This is a genomic window from Acidovorax sp. GW821-FHT10A04 (assembly GCF_059415825.1).
This window is the reverse complement of the sequence record NZ_JBWKNZ010000001.1, coordinates 520183-538835: the sequence shown is the minus strand read 5'-3', so window position 1 is coordinate 538835 and position 18653 is coordinate 520183. Positions and strand designations below refer to the sequence as shown.

Sequence of the window (18653 nt, the reverse complement as noted above, 5' to 3'; positions counted from 1 at the left end):
ACAGCGGCGGTGCGTGCAACACTTTCGTCCCATCACCCTGCCGTTTTCGGGCATGGGCGCAAAGGACAACATGCAGGATACCCTTGAAGAGAGCCGCGCACAGGTGCGCGAACGCATCCTGGCCTGGCTGGCGGACCAGCAGCAGGCGATGCAAGACCTGTTGCAGAAAGTGGTCGACATCGACAGCGGCAGCCGCGACGAGGCCGGCGTGACGGCGGTGGCCAGTGTGCTGCGCGAGCGGCTCGTGGCCGCCGGGGTGGCGGTGGAACTCGTGCCCGTGCCTGGCTATGGCGTGCTGCTGCAGGCCCAGGTGCCCGGGCCCACCGAGGGCGCGCCCATTCTGCTCATGGGCCACATGGACACCGTCTACCCCGCGGGCACCGTGGCCCGCCGCCCCTTCCGCGTGGCGGATGGCCGGGCCTACGGCCCCGGCGTGGCCGACATGAAGTCGGGCCTGGTGATGAACGCCTTCGTGGCCGAGGCCTTTGCGCGCTGCGGCGGGCTCACGGCGCCGCTGCGGCTGTTCTTCTCGTGCGACGAGGAGATCGGTTCGCCCGCCACGCGCGAACAGATCATGGACGCCGCCCGCGGTGCGCGGGCCGTGCTCAATGCCGAGCCCGGCCGCGTGAGCGGCAACCTGGTCACCAGCCGCAAGGGCTCCATGGCCGTGGAGTTCGAGGTGGACGGCGTGGCCGCGCATGCGGGCATCAACCCCGCAGCCGGCGCCAGCGCCATCGGCGCCCTGGCGCACAAGATCCTGGCCCTGCACGCGCTGACCGATCCGGACGTCGGCACTACCACCAACGTGGGCGTGGTACTGGGCGGCATCGTGCCCAACATGGTGGCGCCGCTGGCCAAGGCCGAGCTCGATGTGCGCTACACCGCCGAGACCGATCCCGACGAACTCTTCGAGCGCGTGCGCGCCATCGTCGAATCCGAGAGCCTGCCGCGCACCATGGGCCGCATCACCGGCATGCGCCGCACCTTGCCCATGAAGCCCACGCCCGGCGAGTTGCTCGCGCTGTACCAGCGGGGTGCCGAATCCCTGGGCTTTTCGGTGCAGGGCGAATTCACCGGCGGTGCGGCCGACAGCGGCCTCACGGCCTCGGTGGGCGCCCCCACGCTGTGCGGCACCGGCCCCGTGGGCGGCCACCCGCACACCGAGCGCGAGTACTGCGAGCTGTCCACCCTGGTGCCGCGCGCCCAGGCCGTGGCGCTGGCCATCCTCGACCATCCCTGATGTCCGTTTCCTGCAAGACCTTGAGAGAAGACCCCGTGAACTCCTTCATGCAACCCAATCGCCGCCACATCCTCAACGCCGGCCTCGGGCTGGGCCTGGCGGGCCTTGCGCCGCTGGCGGCCCGCGCCGACGACAAGTTTCCATCGCGCCCCATCACGCTGGTCGTGCCCTTCCCGCCCGGCGGCTCGGTGGACATCATGGCGCGCCAGTATTCGGAGCCGCTGTCGCGCATCCTGGGTGTGCCCATCGTGGTCGAAAACCGCGCCGGTGCGGGCGGATCGGTCGCCTCGCTGGCCGTGGCACGCGCCAAGCCCGATGGCTACACCCTGGTCGTGTCCTCGCAGAGCAGCCACCTGGCCAACCCGCTGACACAGCCCAAGGTGGGCTACGACCCGATCAAGGATTTCGAGAACATCGCCATCCTGGGCCGCCAGCCCAATGCGCTGGTGGTGCATTCCAGCCTGCCCATCAAGTCCGTCAAGGAGTTCGTCGACTACGCCAAGAAGAACCCGGGCAAGCTCAACTACGGCAGCGGCGGCATCGGCAGCATGGGCCAGCTCAACGTGGAGATGTTCAAGGCCGTCACGGGCGTCTTCACCACGCACATCCCCTACCGCGGCGGCACGCCGCTGATCACCGCCGTGCTGGCCAACGAGGTGCAGTTCATCCTGGACAACCTGGTCATCATGCTGCCGCACGTGCAGTCGGGCAAGGTGCGCGCCCTGGCAGTGGCCTCCGACCAGCGCCTGCCGCAACTGCCCGATGTGCCCACGATGGCCGAGGCCGGCTACCCCGAGCTCAACCTCACCTCCTGGACGGGTCTGGCCGCGCCGGGCGGTACGCCCGACGCCATCGTGCAGACCCTGTACAAGGCGGTGCGCCAGGCGGCCACGGCGCCGGCCATGGTGGCCAATCTCAAGGAGCGCGGCGTGATCGTGCCCGAGGAGATGGGCCCCGCGGCCTTCGAGAAGATGATGGCCGAGCGCATGGTGAAGTTCGGCGACGTGGTGCGCAAGGCCGGCATCACCGCCGAGTGACCTGTGCGGGGCAGGGGGCGGTGGCCGGGAATGGGACAATAGCGCCCATGACCGCAGCAGCCCCCACCAACACCCTCACCATCACCCGCCCCGACGACTGGCACCTGCACGTGCGCGACGGCGAGCCCCTGCGCACCGTGGTGCCGCACACGGCCGCCCAGTTCGGCCGCGCCATCATCATGCCCAACCTGCGCCCGCCCGTGACCACGGCCGAGCAGGCCCTGGCCTACAAGCAGCGCATCCTGGCCGCCGTGCCCGCGGGCGTGCAGTTCGAGCCGCTGATGACGCTGTACCTCACCGACAACCTGCCGCCCGAGGAAATCGTGCGCGCACGCGAAGCCGGTGTGGTCGCGGCCAAGCTCTACCCGGCCGGCGCCACCACCAACAGCGATGCCGGCGTGACCGACCTGCGCAAGACCTACAAGACCCTCGAAGCCATGCAGAAGAGCGGCATGCTGCTCTTGGTGCACGGCGAGGTGACCAGCAGCGACATCGACCTGTTCGACCGCGAAGCGGTGTTCATCGAGCAGCAACTGATCCCGCTGCGCCGCGATTTCCCTGAGCTGAAGATCGTCTTCGAGCACATCACCACCAAGGATGCGGCCGACTACGTCAATGCCTCCGACCGCTTCACGGCCGCCACCATCACGGCGCACCACCTGCTGTACAACCGCAACGCCATCTTCATCGGCGGCGTGCGCCCGCACTACTACTGCCTGCCCGTGCTCAAGCGCGAAACGCACCGCGTGGCCCTGGTGCAGGCCGCCGCCAGCGGCAGCGCCAAGTTCTTCCTGGGCACCGACAGCGCCCCGCACCCCGCGCACCTCAAGGAGCATGCCAGCGGTTGTGCCGGCTGCTACACCGCCCATGCAGCGATGGAGATGTACGCCGAGGCCTTCGACAACGCGGGTGCCCTGGACAAGCTGGAGGCTTTCGCCAGCTTCAACGGCGCCGACTTCTACGGCCTGCCGCGCAACACCGGCACCATCACGCTGCGCCGCGAATCCTGGACGCCACCGGACAGCTTCGCTTTCGGCGAGGCCGAGCTCAAGCCTTTGCGCGCGGGTGAAGCGCTGCCGTGGCGGCTGGTCTAGAAGGCATCGACTGGGCAGCCGCCTGGCTGGCCCCGTACCGCGCCACTGGAGAGGCAGTGGCGCAGCAGGTGCTGTCACAAGGTGCGCCCGTGCACCAGGCACTGCAATGCACTGCGGCGCCCGTGCAGTTCGTTCCCCAGGATGACCTGCCCGAGGGCGCGGCCTACGAGCAGCACATCTTCGACACCCGCCGCGTGCCCACGCGCGAGAACCTGCACGACTTCTTCAACGGCCTGGTGTGGCTGCATTTCCCGCAGGCCAAGCGGCGGCTGACCGAGTTGCAGGCCGGCGCCATCGCCGCGCACGGGATTGGTGCGGTGCGCGGCCCGCTGCGCGACGCGCTCACCGTGTTCGACGAGAACGGTGCCTTGCTCGATGCGCCCGCGCCGATCTGGCAGGCGCTGCAGGCGCGCGAGTGGACACGCTTGTTCGTGGACCTGCGCCCACTGTGGCGCGAGACCCGGTTGCTGTTGTTCGGCCATGCGCTGCTGGAAAAGCTGGCGGCGCCCCGCAAACCCATCGTGGCCCATGTCTACCGATCCCAGTGCGCTATGGATTCGACAACTGATGCCGACGCCTGGCTGGCGCAGCAGATGGAGCCGGGGCACTGGGCCGGCAAACCCTTCACCCCGCTGCCGGTGCTGGGTGTACCGGGTTGGTGGCCGGCGAATGAAGATCCGCAGTTCTACGCGGACCCGCAGGTGTTCCGCCCCCGTCGCAGCGCTTAATTCCCGTCGGCGACTGTGTGATAAGGGCCTTTTCTCGATTCGCCCTACCATACCGCGACGGGAAACTGCGGCGTGCGGTCCCTGGGAGGCTGGCGCTTGAATCGCGCCGGCCCACCCCCCATCTAGACCGCAGTTCCTTGTCTACCCACGGAGAGAACAGAACATGAAGCGGATTATTTTGTTTGTACTGACCAACCTGGCCGTCGTCGTCGTGCTGGGGGTGGTGGCGAGCCTGCTGGGCGTGAACCGCTACCTCACGGCCAACGGGCTGAACCTGGGCGCGCTGCTCGGCTTTGCGCTCATCATGGGCTTTGGCGGCGCGATCATCTCGCTGCTGATCAGCAAGCCCATGGCCAAGTGGACCTCGGGCGTGCGCGTGATCGACGGCTCCGGTTCGGCCGATGAGCGCTGGATCGTCGAGACCGTGCGCAAGTTCGCCGACCAGGCGAAGATCGGCATGCCCGAAGTCGGCATCTTCGAGGGCGACCCGAACGCCTTCGCCACGGGGGCCTTCAAGAACTCGGCGCTGGTGGCGGTGTCCACCGGCCTGCTGCAGGGCATGACGCGCGAAGAGGTCGAGGCCGTGATCGGCCACGAGGTGGCCCACATCGCCAACGGCGACATGGTCACCATGACGCTGATCCAGGGCGTGATGAACACCTTCGTGGTGTTTCTGTCGCGTGTCATCGGCTACGCGGTCGACAGCTTCCTGCGCAAGAACGACGAGAACAGCTCGGGCCCAGGCATTGGCTACTACGTGACCACCATCGTGCTCGACATCGTGCTGGGCTTTGCCGCAGCCATCATCGTGGCCTGGTTCAGCCGCCAGCGCGAGTTCCGTGCTGACGCAGGCGCCGCCCAGCTGATGGGCCGCCGCCAGCCCATGATCAACGCCCTGGCCCGCCTGGGCGGCATGCACCCGGGCGAGCTGCCCAAGAGCGTGGCCGCCATGGGCATCGCCGGCGGTATCGGCAAGCTGTTCAGCACCCACCCGCCCATCGAGGAGCGCATCGCGGCGCTGCAGAACAAGCAGGGTTGATGCAACGCACGGCCCGCGCCGTGCTGCTTGGCCGGAACCGAAAAAAGCCGCCGGGTGCAAGCCCGGCGGCTTTTTCTTTTTCGGATCGGCGGGCTTCAGCCTGCGTAGGCGGGCGTGGCGCTGGACAGTGATTGCTTCACATGGCGCGTGGTGTCGTCCGCCAGCACTTCGGCGAGGCCTGCTTCCACGCCCTGCAACGCCAGGCGCGCGACGTCGAGCGGTGCGGCCTTGGGGGCATCCAGGCCGCGCGCCATGTCGGTGTCCATGTAGGCCACATGCAGGCTGGTCACCTGCGTGCCCTGGCCGCGCAGTTCACTGCGCAGGCCGTTGCTCAGCGACCAGGCGGCCGCCTTGGACGCGCTGTAGGTGGCTGCGCCGGGAATTGTGAGCCAGCTCAGCACCGACAGCACGTTGAGCACCGCGCCGCCGCCGTTGGCCTGGAGCACCGGCGCAAAGGCCTGCGCCACGGCCCAGGGGCCGAAGAAGTTGGTCTCGAACTCGGCGCGGGCCGCCGCCATGGCATCGGGCGTGCCCAGGAAGCTCGATCCGCGCGAGATGCCGCTGTTGTTCACCAGCAGCGTCACATCGGGACAGGTGGCCACGGCTGCGGCGATCTGGGCGGGGTTGGTGACATCGAGCTGCACGGGGATGACGCCGGGCAAGGTCACGTTGGCAGGGTCACGTGCGGCCGCATAGACCTTGCGGGCACCCGCGGCGAGGGCCGCCTGGGCAAAGGCCAGGCCCAGGCCGCGGTTGGCACCGGTGATGAAGACGACGGAGTTCTGGAGTTTCATGGAAGCAGTCCTTGGGGGAAAAGGGAGGTGGGGAAAAAAGGGGACGTGGCGGTCACAGTGCCTGCAGCACCGTGGCAATGCCCTGGCCGCCGCCGATGCACTGCGTGGCCAGCGCGTAGCGCCCGCCCTGGCGCTGCAGCAGGGCAGCGGCCTTGCCGGTGATGCGCGCGCCCGTGGCGCCCAGCGGGTGGCCGATGGCCATGCCGCCGCCATCGAGGTTGATGGTCTCGGGCCGAAGGCCCAGTTCGCGGATGCAGGCCAGGGCCTGGGAGGCAAAGGCCTCGTTGATCTCCACCACGTCCATGTCGGCCGCGGTGAGGCCGGCGCGTGCCAGCGCCTTGCGCGACGCGGGAATGGGCCCCAGGCCCATGAAGGCCGGGTCCACGCCCGCCGTGGCCATGGCCACGATGCGCGCCAGCGGGGCGAGGCCGTGGCGCGCGGCATAGGCCTCGCTGGTCACCAGCACGGCGGCCGCGCCATCGGTCAGCGGCGACGAGGTGCCGGCCGTCACCGAGCCGGTTTCACGGAAGGCGGGTTTGAGTCCGGCCAGGGCTTCGAGCGAAGTGCCGGGGCGGATGCAGCCGTCCTCGGCCACCACCTGGCCGTCGGGCAGTGCGATGGGCACGATCTCGCTGCGCAGCAGGCCGGCCTCGCGCGCGGCGGCGGCCTTGCGGTGTGACTCGAAGGCCAGTTGTTCCTGGTCGGTGCGCGACACCGCATGGCGCTCGGCCACGTTCTCGGCCGTCTCGCCCATGGAGATATAGGCATCGGTCTCTTCGTACAGCACCGGGTGGGGCGAGAAGCTCAGGCCGCCCTGCGGCACCATGGTCATCGACTCGATGCCCAGGCACAGGTAGGCATCGCCGAGGCCGGCCTCGATCTGCGCAGCGGCGATGTGCACCGCCGACATGGACGAGCCGCAAAAGCGGTTCACCGTCATGCCGCCGACCTCGTGCGGCAGCCCGGCCAGCAGCGATGCGATGCGCGCGATGTTGTTGCCCTGCGCGCCCTCGGGGTAGGCGCAGCCGGCGATCACGTCGTCCAGCGTGGCCGGGTCGATGCCGGTGCGCTGCACCAGCTCCTTGATGAGTTCGGCGGCCAGGGTGTCGGGCCGCACCGGGGCCAATGCGCCCTTGCGGGCGAAGTGGAAGGGGGTGCGGGCGTACGCGGAGATCAAGGCTTTCATGGGCAAGTCCCGGTTGGTTAAATGTCAATCGACATGAATAAATATAAATGTCAATCAACATGTAAAATAAGTCAAGCACCAGGAGGCAACCATGAAAGTGACAAGGGCGCAGGCCGAGGCCAACCGCGAACGCATCGTCGATGTGGCAGGCGAGTTGTTCCGCGAAAAAGGTTTCGATGGCATCGGCCTCAACGAGTTGATGCAGGCCGCCGGGCTGACGCGGGGCGGCTTCTATGGGCATTTCGAGTCCAAGGACGAACTGGCCAGCCTGGCATGTGAGCGCGCACTCTCGGCCAACAACCATTACTGGGAGCAGCTGTCTGCCAAGCCGCCGGCCGAGGCGTTGCAGGCGCTGGTGGGCTTCTACCTTTCGGACCTGCACTGCCAGCGCCTGGCCAATGGCTGTGCGATGGCCGCGCTGGCCGGCGATGTGGCCCGTGCCGGTCCTTCGCTGCAGGGCCCCTTCGAGGCGGGTGTCGAGAATTTTCTGCGGGTGCTGGAGCCGCTGATGCAGGCCGATGGCCCGGAAGAGCGCAGGGAGCAGGCCCTGTCCACCTTGTCGCAGCTGGTCGGATCCCTGGTGCTGGCGCGGGCTGTCCGCAGCCCGGAACTGTCGAGGGACCTGCGTGCCGCGGCGGGTGCTGCGGTGATGAGGGAGCACGCGGCTGGATGATTTTGGGGCTTTTTGCCAGGCACAGGGATGGTCGGGAGCAGATGGGGCTCAAGTCGGTGCCATGGATTGACGATATAAGGGAAAACCCGGGTCATTGGCTGTGCGCTGCCCCGGACCTCTTTGATTGAACGAACAGATTCCCACCATGTCCCTCTCCCAGACGCGTGTCGCGTTCCGCCTGGCCCTGGCCTTTGGCGTCGTCTGCCTTGTCATGTCCCTGTCGGCCGCCGTGGGCATCTGGCGCTTGGCGGAGCTGCAGGACATCGCCGATGACCTGGGCGGCAACTCCTCCGAGCGTGCCCTGCTGGCGCGCGAGCTGCATGCCATCGTGGTGCTCAGCTCGGTGCGCGCCGAGACGCTGCTGGAGATCGACAACCCGGCCTATGCGGCACGCATCGATGCCGACCGCAAAGTCACCTCCGCCCGTTCCAGCGAGGTGCGCAAGCGGCTCGACGAACTGGCCGAAGACCCGCAGTCCCAGCGCCTCTTCGATGCCATCGACAAGGCGGGCAACCAGTTCCGCAGCGTGCGCGACGACCTGGTCAAGCGCCGCAAGGCGGGCGAGGCCCTGCCCGCCGACGCCATAGCCAGCAGCCTGCGCCCCGCCGCCGACGCCTATGCGAAGGCCGTGAACGAACTGGCCGAGTACCAGCGCCAGCGCGTGGCCGATGCGCGCGAGGCTGCCCTGCGCAGCGAGCGCCAGGGCAAGCTGCTGCTGGCCGCGGGCTCGGCGGTGGGTCTGCTGCTGAGCCTGGTGTGTGCCTGGCTGCTGTCGCGTTCCATCCTGCGGCCGCTGGCCCTGGCGTCGGGGGTGACCGACCGCATCGCCGAGGGCGACCTGACCTCGCACATCCCTGCCGTGGATGCCGGCAACCGCGATGAGCTGCAGGCCCTGATGGCCCGCCTGGGGGGCATGCAGGCGCGCCTGGCGACACTGGTCGTGGGCATGCGCGGGGCCAGCAGCTCGGTGGCTGATGCCAGCGGCGAGATTGCGGCGGGCAACAGCGACCTGTCGGCGCGCACCGAGCAGACGGCCTCCAACCTCGAGGAGATCGCCGCCAGCATGGAAGAGCTGCTGGCCACCGTGCGCCACAGCGCCGATGCTGCCGCACAGGCCAGCAGCCTGGCGACGGGCGCGAGCGGCGTGGCCCAGCGCGGGCGCGAAGCGGTGGACCGTGTGGTGGGCACCATGGACGGCATCGCCCAGTCCTCGCGCCGCATTGCCGACATCACCAGCGTGATCGACGGCATTGCCTTCCAGACCAACATCCTGGCGCTCAATGCCGCCGTGGAGGCGGCCCGCGCCGGCGAGCAGGGCCGCGGCTTTGCCGTGGTGGCCAGCGAGGTGCGCAGCCTGGCCCAGCGCTCGGCCACGGCCGCCAAGGAGATCGGTGGCCTGATCAGCGACAGCGTGCGCCAGGTGGACGAGGGCTCGGCCCTGGTGCACGCGGCCGGCGGCACCATGGGCGAGATCGTCGACTCGGTGAAGCAGGTGGCGACCATCATTGGCGAGATCAGCACGGCGGCGCGCGAGCAGACCACGGGCCTGAGCCAGGTGGGCGAGGCCGTCTCGCAACTGGACCAGATGACGCAGCAGAACGCAGCGCTGGTGGAGGAATCGTCCGCCGCCGCCCAGGGCCTGCGCATGCAGGCACAGCAACTGGCCGAGCTGGTGGAAGCCTTCCGCCTGCCGGCCAGCACCATCGCGCTGCGCTGAGCCGGATTGCTCCCTTAGCCGCCCGCCACGTCCACCCGCCAGCGCCGGCGCGGCGCGCGCAAGGCGTGGCGCTTGCGGTACTCGGCCGGCGGCGTGCCGACATGGCGCACGAAGATGCGCCGAAAGGCGGCAGGGTCTGCGTAGCCGCAGGCCACGGCGATGCTGCTCACGCTCTCCAGCGTCACCTCGAGCATCACCTTCGCACGGGCGCAGCGCAGGGCATGCAGGTAGTCGAGCGGCGACTGTGCCAGCTCGGCCTGGAAATGCCGCAGCAGGGTGCGCGTGCTCACCGAAGCGGCCTGCGCCAGACGTTCCAGCGAATAGGGTTCCTCCAGATGGGCTTCCATCCAGGCGATCGCGCGGGCCAGGGTGCTGTCGCGCGTGGCGGGGATGTGCTGCTGGGCATTGGCCTGCAGCGCCGCCTGCGCGCGCTGGTGGTCGGGTGCCATCACGGTGGCGAAGGCCCGGGCCAGTTCCTCGCCGAAGGCATGGCGCACCAGCGCGATGGCCAGGTCCACCAGGTTGTGGGGCAGGGCGCCGCTTAGCCAGGGGCCATCGTCGGTCCAGTCCCGGCCCGGCACCAGCGCGATGCCGGGAAAGTCGCGCGCAAAGCCGGCCATGTAGAACCAGGGCAGGCTGGCCGTGCGCCCCTGCAGGCGACCGCTGGCCGCAGCCAGCCAAGCCCCGTCGCCCATGGTCAGCAGCTTCTGCCCGGCATCCACCGCAATGCCGACCTGGCGCACCAGCGCAGGGTGGCGCGCCACCACCTGGCGGATGGCCGGGATGTCGGCCGCGAGGAACGAAGGGATGAACAGGGCCTGTGCCGGGCCCGCGGTCCCCTCGGCGGGCGGCGCGGCGGCGGTGTACGGGGCCCAGGGCCCGGGCAGGGTGGGCAGGGGTCGGCCATCGGCGTCGAGGAGCCGCCAGTCCATGCGCGGTGCCTGGTGGCCCGAGCGCAGGCGTGCCAGCAGGTTGGCGCTGCGCAGCAGGTCGATGAAGTGCAGGGCATTGCCCAGGGCGGACTCGGGTACCAGCGGAATGTCGATGCGGAAGGGCGTGGCGGGCATGGCGGTATTGGCTTTGCAGATGGCGATTTTCGCTTGTCATGAAACATCTGGCCACCCGTAGCATGAACGCTCGTTCTTTTTTAATCTCACTGCACGGACCCCGCCTCATGCACAAAACCCTCTCGTCGATCGCCATCGCTGCCGGCCTCGTGGCCGGTAGCCTGACCCTGGTTTCTTCCGCCCATGCCCAGGCCCTGGATGCCGCCGGCCTGCAGGCCATCGATGCCGCCGTGAACGGCGTGGCGGGCAAGATGGTCAGCTGGCGCCGCGACATCCATGCCCACCCGGAGCTGTCGGGCCAGGAAGTGCGCACCGCCAAGCTCGTGGCCGAGCACCTCAAGCGCCTGGGCATGGAAGTGCAGACCGGCGTGGGCGGCACCGGCGTGGTGGGCACACTGCGCGGCGGCCTGCCAGGCAAGGTGGTGGCCCTGCGCGCCGACATGGATGCGCTGCCCGTGCCCGAGAACACCAAGCTGCCGTTTGCCTCCAAGGTCAAGGCCAACTACCTGGGCAAGGAGGTGCCCGTGATGCACGCCTGCGGGCACGATGCCCACGTGGCCATGCTCATGGGCGCGGCCGAGGCGCTGGCCGGCATGCGGGCCACGCTGCCGGGCACCATCAAGTTCATCTTCCAGCCGGCCGAAGAAGGCGCGCCTGTGGAACCCGATGCCAATGGCAAGGTGCCCAGTTTCGGCGCCAAGGCCATGGTGGAAGAGGGCGCATTGAAGGACGTGCAGGCGATCTACGGCCTGCACGTCACGGCCAACCTGCCGGCCGGTGTGGTGGGCTACCGCAGCGGCCCGCTGATGGCAGGGTCGGACAACATCAGCATCCAGGTCGAAGGGCGCGGCGGCCATGGCTCGTCGCCCTGGAACGCGGTAGACCCGGTGGTGGCTGCCAGCCAGGTCGTGCTGGGCCTGCAGACGGTGGTGAGCCGCCAGCTCAACATCAGCCAGGAGCCGGCCGTGATCACCATCGGCTCCATCCATGGCGGCACGCGCTACAACATCATTCCGGACAACGTGGAGCTGCTGGGTACCTTGCGTACCTTCGACGAAGGCATGCGCCAGGAGGCGATCAAGCGCATCACCACCACGGCCGAGTCCATTGCGGCGTCGAGCGGTGCCAAGGCCAAGGTGCGTTTCGGCCCCGTGGCCTATCCCGTGACGTCCAACCCCGCGGCGCTGACCGAGGCTTCGCTGCCCGCGCTCAAGCTGGCCACGGGTGGCAAGACCATGATCATTCCCAAGGTCAGCGGTTCGGAAGACTTCTCGGAGTTCCAGAAGGTGGCGCCGGGCTTCTTCTACTTCCTGGGCGCGCCACCGAAGGGGGCGGACTTCACCAAGGCCCCGTCCAACCATTCGCCGCTGTTCGACATCGATGAAGACCAACTGCCCGTGGGCGCACGCACCCTGGCGGCGCTGGCGGTCGACTTCCTGCAGCGCAAGTAGGTAGGCGCGTCAGCGCAGCGCTGCTGCCCGGTTGCCGATGAACAGGCGAAACGGCAGCAGCAGCGCCACGCCCATAGTGAGCTTCACAGCCAGGTCGCCCAGGGCCCAGGTGATCCACGGGTCGCTGGTGCCCGCGAATGCGATGCTCCAGAAAACGGCCGTGTCCAGCACGGCCGCCAGCAGTGTGGCGACCAGCGGCGCGCGCCACCAGCTGCCGTGGCGCAGGCGGTCGAAGACGCCGATATCGAGCCACTGCGACAGCAGGAAGGCGGTGCCCGAGGCCACGGCAATGCGCGCTGGCGCCAGCACCAGCGAGGCCGCCACGGCCACCGCAAACCCCACCCAGGCCACACGCCGCGCCTGCTGCGGGCCATGGCGGCGGTTCACCAGCTCGCTGACCAGGAAAGCCACCGGGTAGGTGATGGCGCCCCAGGTGAGCCAGTCGTTGATCGGAAACTGAACCAGGATGTTGGAGGCCAGCACCACGCCGGCCATGGCCAGCGCGGCGATAGTGAACTGCGCGCGCGTGGGGGCGGTGAACGGCATGGCCACCCGCCTCAGGCAATGCCCAGCATGGCGCGGGCCACGGCCTCGCCGACCTTGATGCCGTCGACCCCTGCGGACAGGATGCCGCCCGCGTAGCTCGCGCCTTCCCCGGCCGGATAGAGCCCGCCGGTGTTCAGGCTCTGCAGGTTCTCGCCACGCCCGATCTTGAGCGGCGACGAGGTGCGCGTCTCCACGCCTGTGAGCACCGCATCGTGCATGTCAAAGCCCTTGATCTTGCGGCCGAAGGCCGGCAGGGCCTCGCGCAGCGCCTCGATGGCATAGCCGGGCAGGGCCGCGTGCAGGTCGCCCAGTGCCACGCCGGGCTTGTAGGACGGTTCCACGTCGCCCAGCTGTTTCGAGTCGCGCCCGGCGATGAAGTCACCCACCAGTTGCCCGGGTGCGCTGTAGTCGCGCCCACCCAGCACATAGGCATCGGATTCGAGCTGGCGCTGCAGCACGATGCCCGCCAGCGGGTGGTGCTGGCCGGCCGGCTGCGCTTCGGCTCCGTAGGTGCCGCCCAGGTGCAGCGCGAAGGCTTCGGCGTCGGTGGGGTAGTCCGTGGGGTCGATGCCCACCACCATGCCGGCGTTGGCATTGCGCTCGTTGCGCGAGTACTGGCTCATGCCGTTGGTCACCACCCGGCCGGGCTCGCTGGTGGCGGCCACCACCGTGCCGCCCGGGCACATGCAGAAGCTGTAGACCGCCCGCCCGTTGGCTGCGTGGTGCACCAGCTTGTAGTCGGCCGCGCCCAGCAGCGGGTGGCCGGCATGGCGGCCCCAGCGCGCGCGGTCGATCACGCCCTGTGGGTGTTCCACCCGGAAGCCGATGGAGAACGGTTTGGCCTCCATGGCCACGCCGCGCTGGTACAGCATGGCGAAGGTGTCGCGCGAGCTGTGGCCCAGCGCCATCACCACGTGGTCGGCACGCAGCTCGGTGGTCTCGCCCGTGGCCTGGTTCAGCACCTGCAGGCCGCGCAGGTGGCGGCGCTCGCCCGTGCCCTCGACGATCACGTCGGTCACGCGCTGCTCGAAGCGGATCTCACCGCCCAGGGCGATGATCTGCTCGCGCAGGTTCTCCACCACTTTCACGAGCTTGAAGGTGCCGATGTGCGGGTGCGCCACGTAGAGGATCTCCTCGGGCGCGCCGGCCTTGACGAATTCGCCCATGACCTTGCGGCCCAGGTGGCGCGGGTCCTTGATCTGGCTGTAGAGCTTGCCGTCGCTGAAGGTACCGGCGCCGCCTTCGCCGAACTGCACATTGCTCTCGGCATGCAGTTCACGCTTGCGCCACAGGCCCCAGGTGTCCCGGGTGCGCTCGCGCACCGGCTTGCCGCGTTCCAGCACGATGGGCTTGAAGCCCATCTGCGCCAGCACCAGCGCGGCGAAGATGCCGCAGGGCCCGAAGCCCACCACCACCGGGCGCAGCGGCAGGTCGGCGGGCGCCTGGCCCACCGGCTGCCAGGCCATGTCGGGTGTGGGCTGGATGTGCGGGCGACCGGCATGCCGGGCCAGCAGTGCGCCCTCGCCCGAAGGATCGGCCAGAGTCAGGTCGATGATGTAGACCGCCAACAGGTCGGCCTTGCGCGCATCGAAGCTGCGCTTGTGCACCTGCACGGCGGCGATGTCGATCGGGGCGATGCCCAGGATCTGGACGGCCTGGGCGCCCAGTGCGTCCAGCGGGTGCTCGGCGGCGTCGGCCGGCACGGCTGCCAGCGGCAGCTTGAGTTCGGAAAGGCGGATCATGGTCTTGCAGGCCCGTGTCGATCGGGCGGTGGCAATGTCGTGGGGCTGGTATTTTAAAGGAGGCGGTCCTGCCAGGTCCTAGTCGCCGCTCAGCAGGTCTTCTCGCTGCGCCCTGAGCCATTGCTTGAGGTAATCGTTGTCCCCCACCGCCTGCACCTCCCGCAGCAGCAGCGGGATGTCGTGCTCCAGTGCCTGGATCTGGCTGCGCAGCTGGGCCATGAGCTGGCCGGGCTGCAGCTTGCGCCGCGAGGTGCTGCCCAGTTGCTCGCGCATGCTGGCCTCCAGCGTGGCCACCTCCTGCTGCAGCTCGGCCAACTGGTCGGTGAGCACCTGGTTGTAGCGCTGCAGGTGTGTGTCACCCACGGTGGCCATGTGCTGTGCGTCGATCTGCTCCACCTCGAGCTGCAATTGCAGCAGGTCGAGCAGGCTGCCTGCGGCGTAGGCCAGGTTCACGCGCTGCATGAGCGCGGTCTTGCGCAGGCGCTCGGCCTCGTCGGGCTCGCGGTCGGGGTGCAGGGCGCTGGCCAGTTTGCGGTACACCGAGCGCACCGACTGGCTGGCCTCCTGCGCAGCTTCCTGCTGCTGGCGCTGCTGCGCGCTGGGTTTGCGGGCCCGGCTGGCATGGTGGCGCTCGCGCTCCTGCTGCGCGCGCGCCTGGCGCGCCTGCATTTCCTCCTCCACGCGGCGCACGATGTCCTCGGGCGATTCCGGCCCGCCGGGCGGCGCAATCTGCAATGCGTCCGGGGTGTCGGGCACATCCGCAAGCTGCTCCTGCGCATACTGGGCGTGCAGCGCCTGCATCGCAGCGCGGGTGGCCGGGTCGCGCACGTTGTCGGCCAGGTCCCGGGCCAGCCGGGCGATCACGGCATGCAGGTCGCGCAGCAGCGTGCGGCCCAGGCCCTTGCGCGCCGAGGCTTCGACCAGGGCGTTGACCAGGGCGGCGTGCGCGGCGTAGTACCTCTCGAGCAGGGGCGCCACGTCCTTGGCGTAGCGCTGGTGGTAGGCGTCGATGGCCTGGTTCCAGGCGGCGAGGATGGCGCGCTGGTCGGCGATCTGGGCCAGCAGCGCATTGAACGACTGCTGCGCGGGGGTGAGGGAAGGGTCTCCAGGGTGGCGAGCGATGCGCAGCGGCGTGGCGGCGGGAGAAGGGGGCATTGGAGGTGCAAAGGGGAGGCGAAGGCCCCCCGATTTTGCCTGCACGGCCCAGGCGGGTCAGACCGCGCGGCTGCCGCCCTGGTGGCGCCAGCGCAACTCCACCAGGCCAAAAGCCAGGGCGGCCAGGACCAGCGGCGCAAAGAAGTACAGGCTGCGGTAGGCCAGGATGGCGGCCAGTGCCTGTGGCGCTGGAATGTAGGCCGACAGCACGGCCGTGCCCACGGCTTCCAGCACACCGAGGCCTGCGGGAATGCGCGAGATCAAGCCCGCAACGGCTCCGAGCAGCACGGTGGCCAGGGCCGCCGCATAGGGCACCTGCTGCTGCGTGAGCAGCCAGATGGCGCCCGCCATGACCATCCAGTTCACTGCCGACAGCACCACCTGCAGCAGCCCGACGGACCAGTGCGGCATGGGAAAGGCATGCCCGCGCAGCGTGATCGGTGCCCCCCGGCGCAGCACGCAGGCCACGAGGTACAACCCGGTCACCGCGGCCATGGCGCTGCCGATCCAGCGCAGCTGGTGGCCGGCCATGTCCCAGCCTTCGGGCAGCTGGGGCGTCCAGAGCCAGAACACGGCGCCCGCAAGCACGAAGTAGCCGAGCCAGTTGGTGATGATGCTGATGGCCACCACCTGGCCGATGTCGCCCACCGACAGGCCCTGGCGCGAGTACAGGCGGTAGCGCACCGTGACACCGCCGATGAGCGAGCCCAGATTGAGGGTGAACGGGTAGGCGATCAGCGTGGTGCCCACCGTGCGCGCCACCGGCAGACCGTGCCGGGTGTAGTAGCGCCCGAACAGATCGAAGGTGCTGTAGATGCCATGGCTGGCGAAGGCCAGCGCGGCGCCGCCCAGCAGCGCGGCGATGGGCAGCTCGACCAGCGCATTCCATACGGCGCTCCAGTCCACGGTGCGTGCCTGCCGGAACAGCAGGCCGCCGATCAGCAGCACGAATGCGCCCGTGACCAGCGTGATGGCCCAGGGCCACCAGCGGCTGTTGCGCAGGGTGTTCCAGCGGCTGGGGGATGCCGGGGCTTCCTTGCGCGCGCCCGGCCTGTGGGCCGGGGCCGTGGGCGCTGGCGTGGCGGTCCCGCGCAGTGGATGGGTGGCGGGCGCGCTCATGGCCGGTATCCTAGGTGGCCGACGCCGCCTGGGGGTTGTCCGTGCGCAAGGCCTCGGCCTGCTCCTGGGCTTTGACCAGCGAGATGGTGGGCTCGTGGCGCGGCAGCCAGCCGGCCCATGCCGGAAACCAGCGCATCAGGTGGAACACGCAGTAGCTGCGCACCAGGCGCAGCCCTTCCCACGGCCCCTTGGGCGAGGGCTCGACCTGCTTGCAGCAGTTGTCCATGAGGTGGGCCATGCGGCTGTACAGCGTGGCGTTGAACGCGCGGTCGCGGATGATCACGTTGGCTTCCAGGTTCAGCGACAGGCTCAGTGGATCGAGGTTGCTCGACCCCACGGTGGACCATTCGTCGTCCACCAGCGCCACCTTGCCGTGCAGCGGGCGGTCGCAGTATTCATAGATGCGCACGCCGGCGCGCAGCAGATGGTCGTAGAGCAGGCCGGCGGCCGTCTTCACGATGGGCATGTCGGGCTGGCCCTGCAGGATCAGGCGCACGTCCACACCCCGCCGCGCGGCCCGCCGCATCTCGCGGATGAAGCGGTAGCCCGGGAAGAAGTAGGCATTGGCAATCACCACGCGCTTGCGCGCCGAGCGCAGGGCAATGCGGTAGTGGCGCTCGATGTCGTTGGTGTGGTCGTGGTTGTCGCGGGTGACGAAAATGGCGTGCGCGGTGCCCGCATACGGCTGGCCGCGCGCCGGCAGCGCCTTGGCACGGCTGCGGCGACGCTCTGCGGGGCTGAGAACGGCCTCGTGCGTGTACTGGTGCATCTGCGCGACGATGGGGCCGCGCACTTCCACGGCATAGTCCTGCTTGGCTTCCGGGCCGAAGTCGGCCACATGGTCGGCCGAGTAGTTGATGCCACCGATGAAGCCATGCTCGCCATCGACCACCACGATCTTGCGGTGCATGCGGCGAAGCATGTTCAGGCGCTGGCCCAACACCCGCTTGCCGGGATCGAAGATGCGAAAGTGCACGCCGGCTTGCACCAGCGCATCCAGGTATTGGTCCGGCAGGTCGGGCGAGCCGAAACCGTCCACCAGCACATGCACCTGCACGCCACGTTGCGCCGCAGCGAGCAGCACGGCATGCAGCTCCTGGCCGATCTTGTCGTCGAACAGGATGAAGGTTTCGAGCATGACCTCGCGGCGTGCCTTGGCTATGGCCTCGAACACCCGGGGGAAGAAGTCCTCCCCGTTTTCGAGCAGCTCGAACTGGTTGCCCGGTACCCAGCGCGATGACTGCGAGGCCCGGCTCATAGCGAAATCTCCGCGGCCAGGGGGGCGTGGTCCGAGAGCTTGTCCCAGGGCTTCTTGGGCAGGTGCAGCGGCGCATGCACAGCGGCATTGCGCACATAGATGCGGTCCAGCGCCAGCAGGGGCATGGAGGCCGGAAAGGTGCGCACCGCGCGCCCTGTGGATTGCACGAACACCTCGTGCAGGCCGGCGCGGTCGCGCAGGATCTCGTGCGCGCGGCCACGCCAGTCGTTGAAGTCGCCGGCCACGACCACGGGCTCCTCGGGATCGAAGGTGTTCACCAGATCGCACACGCTGCGCAACTGGCGCTGGCGGTGCGCCTCCTGAAGACCCAGGTGCACGCAGATCGCATGCACGGGGCTGTGGTGGTTGGGCGGCTGCAGGATGCAATGCAGCATGCCGCGCCGCTCCGGCCCGCTCACCGAGATGTCATGGTTCTCGTAGTGGGTGATGGGAAACTTGGACAAAAGGGCATTGCCGTGGTGGCCGTTGTCGTACACCGCATTGCGGCCATAGGCGAATTGGGTCCAGATGGTGTCCGCCAGGAACTCGTAGTGGGGCTCCTGCGGAAAGTTCTCGACCCGGCCTGCATGGCGGTGGTGCGTGCCGAGCACTTCCTGCAGAAACACGAGGTCCGCAGACACGTGGCGCACGGCATCGCGCAACTCGTGCAGCATGAAGCGCCGGTTGAAGGTGGTGAAGCCCTTGTGCACATTCACGGTCAATACCTTGAAGGCAATGGGCTGGGATGCGGAGGTGTGCGCCATGGAAACAATCTGAAAAGGGTGCCGCACCGTGGCGGTTCGTGCC

Annotated in this window: 17 protein-coding genes; 8 read left to right on the top strand and 9 right to left on the bottom strand. The window is 68.9% G+C overall.

All coding sequences use genetic code 11. The features are described from left to right. The first annotated feature begins 70 nt into the window (after window positions 1-70). The 5 genes from AC07PF_RS02445 to htpX all read left to right on the top strand — a co-directional run bounded on the left by AC07PF_RS02445 (window position 71) and on the right by htpX (window position 5138). A complete protein-coding gene (locus AC07PF_RS02445) occupies window positions 71-1240 on the top strand; it encodes a M20 family metallopeptidase (RefSeq protein WP_494610774.1) in 1170 nt (389 codons plus the stop codon). Window positions 1241-1287: 47 nt separating this feature from the next. Beyond that, on the top strand, window positions 1288-2277 hold the full coding sequence (locus tag AC07PF_RS02440; RefSeq protein ID WP_035204905.1) for a Bug family tripartite tricarboxylate transporter substrate binding protein: 990 nt from the start codon (window positions 1288-1290) through the stop codon (window positions 2275-2277). A gap of 47 nt (window positions 2278-2324) precedes the next feature. Beyond that, a complete protein-coding gene (gene pyrC, locus AC07PF_RS02435; protein WP_145694651.1) occupies window positions 2325-3371 on the top strand; it encodes a dihydroorotase in 1047 nt (348 codons plus the stop codon). Beyond that, the gene (locus AC07PF_RS02430) at window positions 3356-4099 is read left to right on the top strand and encodes a DUF3025 domain-containing protein (RefSeq protein WP_494610773.1); all 744 of its coding nucleotides are present in this window, start codon (window positions 3356-3358) and stop codon (window positions 4097-4099) included. The genes pyrC and AC07PF_RS02430 overlap by 16 nt, the downstream gene beginning before the upstream one ends. A 163-nt stretch (window positions 4100-4262) precedes the next feature. After that, entirely contained in the window at window positions 4263-5138 is an 876-nt protein-coding gene (htpX, locus tag AC07PF_RS02425; protein WP_007857330.1) for a protease HtpX, read from the top strand. A gap of 95 nt (window positions 5139-5233) precedes the next feature. Here htpX and AC07PF_RS02420 read toward each other — a convergent pair whose 3' ends face one another. Together AC07PF_RS02420 and AC07PF_RS02415 are read right to left on the bottom strand one after the other, a co-directional pair. Continuing rightward, the gene (locus tag AC07PF_RS02420) at window positions 5234-5932 is read right to left on the bottom strand and encodes an SDR family oxidoreductase (RefSeq protein WP_494610772.1); all 699 of its coding nucleotides are present in this window, start codon (window positions 5930-5932) and stop codon (window positions 5234-5236) included. Window positions 5933-5984: 52 nt separating this feature from the next. Next, window positions 5985-7118, bottom strand: coding sequence for a thiolase family protein (locus tag AC07PF_RS02415; RefSeq protein WP_494610771.1), 1134 nt, complete (start codon window positions 7116-7118; stop codon window positions 5985-5987). Window positions 7119-7209: 91 nt separating this feature from the next. Here AC07PF_RS02415 and AC07PF_RS02410 point away from each other — a divergent pair, with 91 nt between their 5' ends. Next, the gene (locus tag AC07PF_RS02410) at window positions 7210-7791 is read left to right on the top strand and encodes a TetR/AcrR family transcriptional regulator (RefSeq protein WP_494610770.1); all 582 of its coding nucleotides are present in this window, start codon (window positions 7210-7212) and stop codon (window positions 7789-7791) included. A gap of 145 nt (window positions 7792-7936) precedes the next feature. Continuing rightward, the gene (locus tag AC07PF_RS02405) at window positions 7937-9508 is read left to right on the top strand and encodes a methyl-accepting chemotaxis protein (protein WP_494610769.1); all 1572 of its coding nucleotides are present in this window, start codon (window positions 7937-7939) and stop codon (window positions 9506-9508) included. Window positions 9509-9522: 14 nt separating this feature from the next. Here the strand turns inward: AC07PF_RS02405 and AC07PF_RS02400 are convergent, their stop codons facing one another. Further along, window positions 9523-10575, bottom strand: a complete 1053-nt coding sequence (locus tag AC07PF_RS02400; protein ID WP_494610768.1) for a GlxA family transcriptional regulator — start codon at window positions 10573-10575, stop codon at window positions 9523-9525. A 107-nt stretch (window positions 10576-10682) separates the two neighbouring features. Between AC07PF_RS02400 and AC07PF_RS02395 the strand changes: the two genes are divergently transcribed. Next, a complete protein-coding gene (locus tag AC07PF_RS02395; protein WP_494610767.1) occupies window positions 10683-12026 on the top strand; it encodes an amidohydrolase in 1344 nt (447 codons plus the stop codon). Window positions 12027-12035: 9 nt separating this feature from the next. On the opposite strand, the gene AC07PF_RS02390 is transcribed toward AC07PF_RS02395, so the two are convergent. The 6 genes from AC07PF_RS02390 to AC07PF_RS02365 form a co-directional block, all read right to left on the bottom strand. Then, window positions 12036-12572: a VUT family protein gene (locus AC07PF_RS02390; RefSeq protein ID WP_494610766.1), complete on the bottom strand. Its 537-nt coding sequence runs from the start codon at window positions 12570-12572 to the stop codon at window positions 12036-12038. A gap of 11 nt (window positions 12573-12583) precedes the next feature. Beyond that, complete coding sequence (locus AC07PF_RS02385) at window positions 12584-14314, bottom strand: NAD(P)/FAD-dependent oxidoreductase (RefSeq protein WP_494610765.1); 1731 nt, start codon at window positions 14312-14314, stop codon at window positions 12584-12586. 78 nt (window positions 14315-14392) lie between these two features. After that, window positions 14393-15469, bottom strand: a complete 1077-nt coding sequence (locus AC07PF_RS02380; protein WP_494610764.1) for a J domain-containing protein — start codon at window positions 15467-15469, stop codon at window positions 14393-14395. Window positions 15470-15526: 57 nt separating this feature from the next. After that, the gene (locus tag AC07PF_RS02375) at window positions 15527-16588 is read right to left on the bottom strand and encodes a lysylphosphatidylglycerol synthase transmembrane domain-containing protein (protein ID WP_494610763.1); all 1062 of its coding nucleotides are present in this window, start codon (window positions 16586-16588) and stop codon (window positions 15527-15529) included. Between the two features lie 10 nt (window positions 16589-16598). Further along, complete coding sequence (gene clsB, locus AC07PF_RS02370) at window positions 16599-17846, bottom strand: cardiolipin synthase ClsB (protein WP_145694640.1); 1248 nt, start codon at window positions 17844-17846, stop codon at window positions 16599-16601. Then, on the bottom strand, window positions 17843-18610 hold the full coding sequence (locus tag AC07PF_RS02365; RefSeq protein WP_186457762.1) for an endonuclease/exonuclease/phosphatase family protein: 768 nt from the start codon (window positions 18608-18610) through the stop codon (window positions 17843-17845). Before AC07PF_RS02365 ends, clsB begins: the two co-directional genes overlap by 4 nt. Window positions 18611-18653: the final 43 nt, after the last annotated feature.

Excerpts from the sequence above, each read along its gene's own strand:
- AC07PF_RS02445 (WP_494610774.1), top strand. The coding sequence starts at position 71 with ATGCAGGATACCCTTGAAGAGAGCCGCGCACAGGTGCGCGAACGCATC.
- AC07PF_RS02440 (WP_035204905.1), top strand. The coding sequence starts at position 1,288 with ATGCAACCCAATCGCCGCCACATCCTCAACGCCGGCCTCGGGCTGGGC.
- pyrC (WP_145694651.1), top strand. The coding sequence starts at position 2,325 with ATGACCGCAGCAGCCCCCACCAACACCCTCACCATCACCCGCCCCGAC.
- htpX (WP_007857330.1), top strand. The coding sequence starts at position 4,263 with ATGAAGCGGATTATTTTGTTTGTACTGACCAACCTGGCCGTCGTCGTC.
- AC07PF_RS02420 (WP_494610772.1), bottom strand. The coding sequence starts at position 5,932 with ATGAAACTCCAGAACTCCGTCGTCTTCATCACCGGTGCCAACCGCGGC.
- AC07PF_RS02415 (WP_494610771.1), bottom strand. The coding sequence starts at position 7,118 with ATGAAAGCCTTGATCTCCGCGTACGCCCGCACCCCCTTCCACTTCGCC.
- AC07PF_RS02410 (WP_494610770.1), top strand. The coding sequence starts at position 7,210 with ATGAAAGTGACAAGGGCGCAGGCCGAGGCCAACCGCGAACGCATCGTC.
- AC07PF_RS02405 (WP_494610769.1), top strand. The coding sequence starts at position 7,937 with ATGTCCCTCTCCCAGACGCGTGTCGCGTTCCGCCTGGCCCTGGCCTTT.
- AC07PF_RS02400 (WP_494610768.1), bottom strand. The coding sequence starts at position 10,575 with ATGCCCGCCACGCCCTTCCGCATCGACATTCCGCTGGTACCCGAGTCC.
- AC07PF_RS02395 (WP_494610767.1), top strand. The coding sequence starts at position 10,683 with ATGCACAAAACCCTCTCGTCGATCGCCATCGCTGCCGGCCTCGTGGCC.
- AC07PF_RS02390 (WP_494610766.1), bottom strand. The coding sequence starts at position 12,572 with ATGCCGTTCACCGCCCCCACGCGCGCGCAGTTCACTATCGCCGCGCTG.
- AC07PF_RS02385 (WP_494610765.1), bottom strand. The coding sequence starts at position 14,314 with ATGATCCGCCTTTCCGAACTCAAGCTGCCGCTGGCAGCCGTGCCGGCC.
- AC07PF_RS02380 (WP_494610764.1), bottom strand. The coding sequence starts at position 15,469 with ATGCCCCCTTCTCCCGCCGCCACGCCGCTGCGCATCGCTCGCCACCCT.
- AC07PF_RS02375 (WP_494610763.1), bottom strand. The coding sequence starts at position 16,588 with ATGAGCGCGCCCGCCACCCATCCACTGCGCGGGACCGCCACGCCAGCG.
- clsB (WP_145694640.1), bottom strand. The coding sequence starts at position 17,846 with ATGAGCCGGGCCTCGCAGTCATCGCGCTGGGTACCGGGCAACCAGTTC.
- AC07PF_RS02365 (WP_186457762.1), bottom strand. The coding sequence starts at position 18,610 with ATGGCGCACACCTCCGCATCCCAGCCCATTGCCTTCAAGGTATTGACC.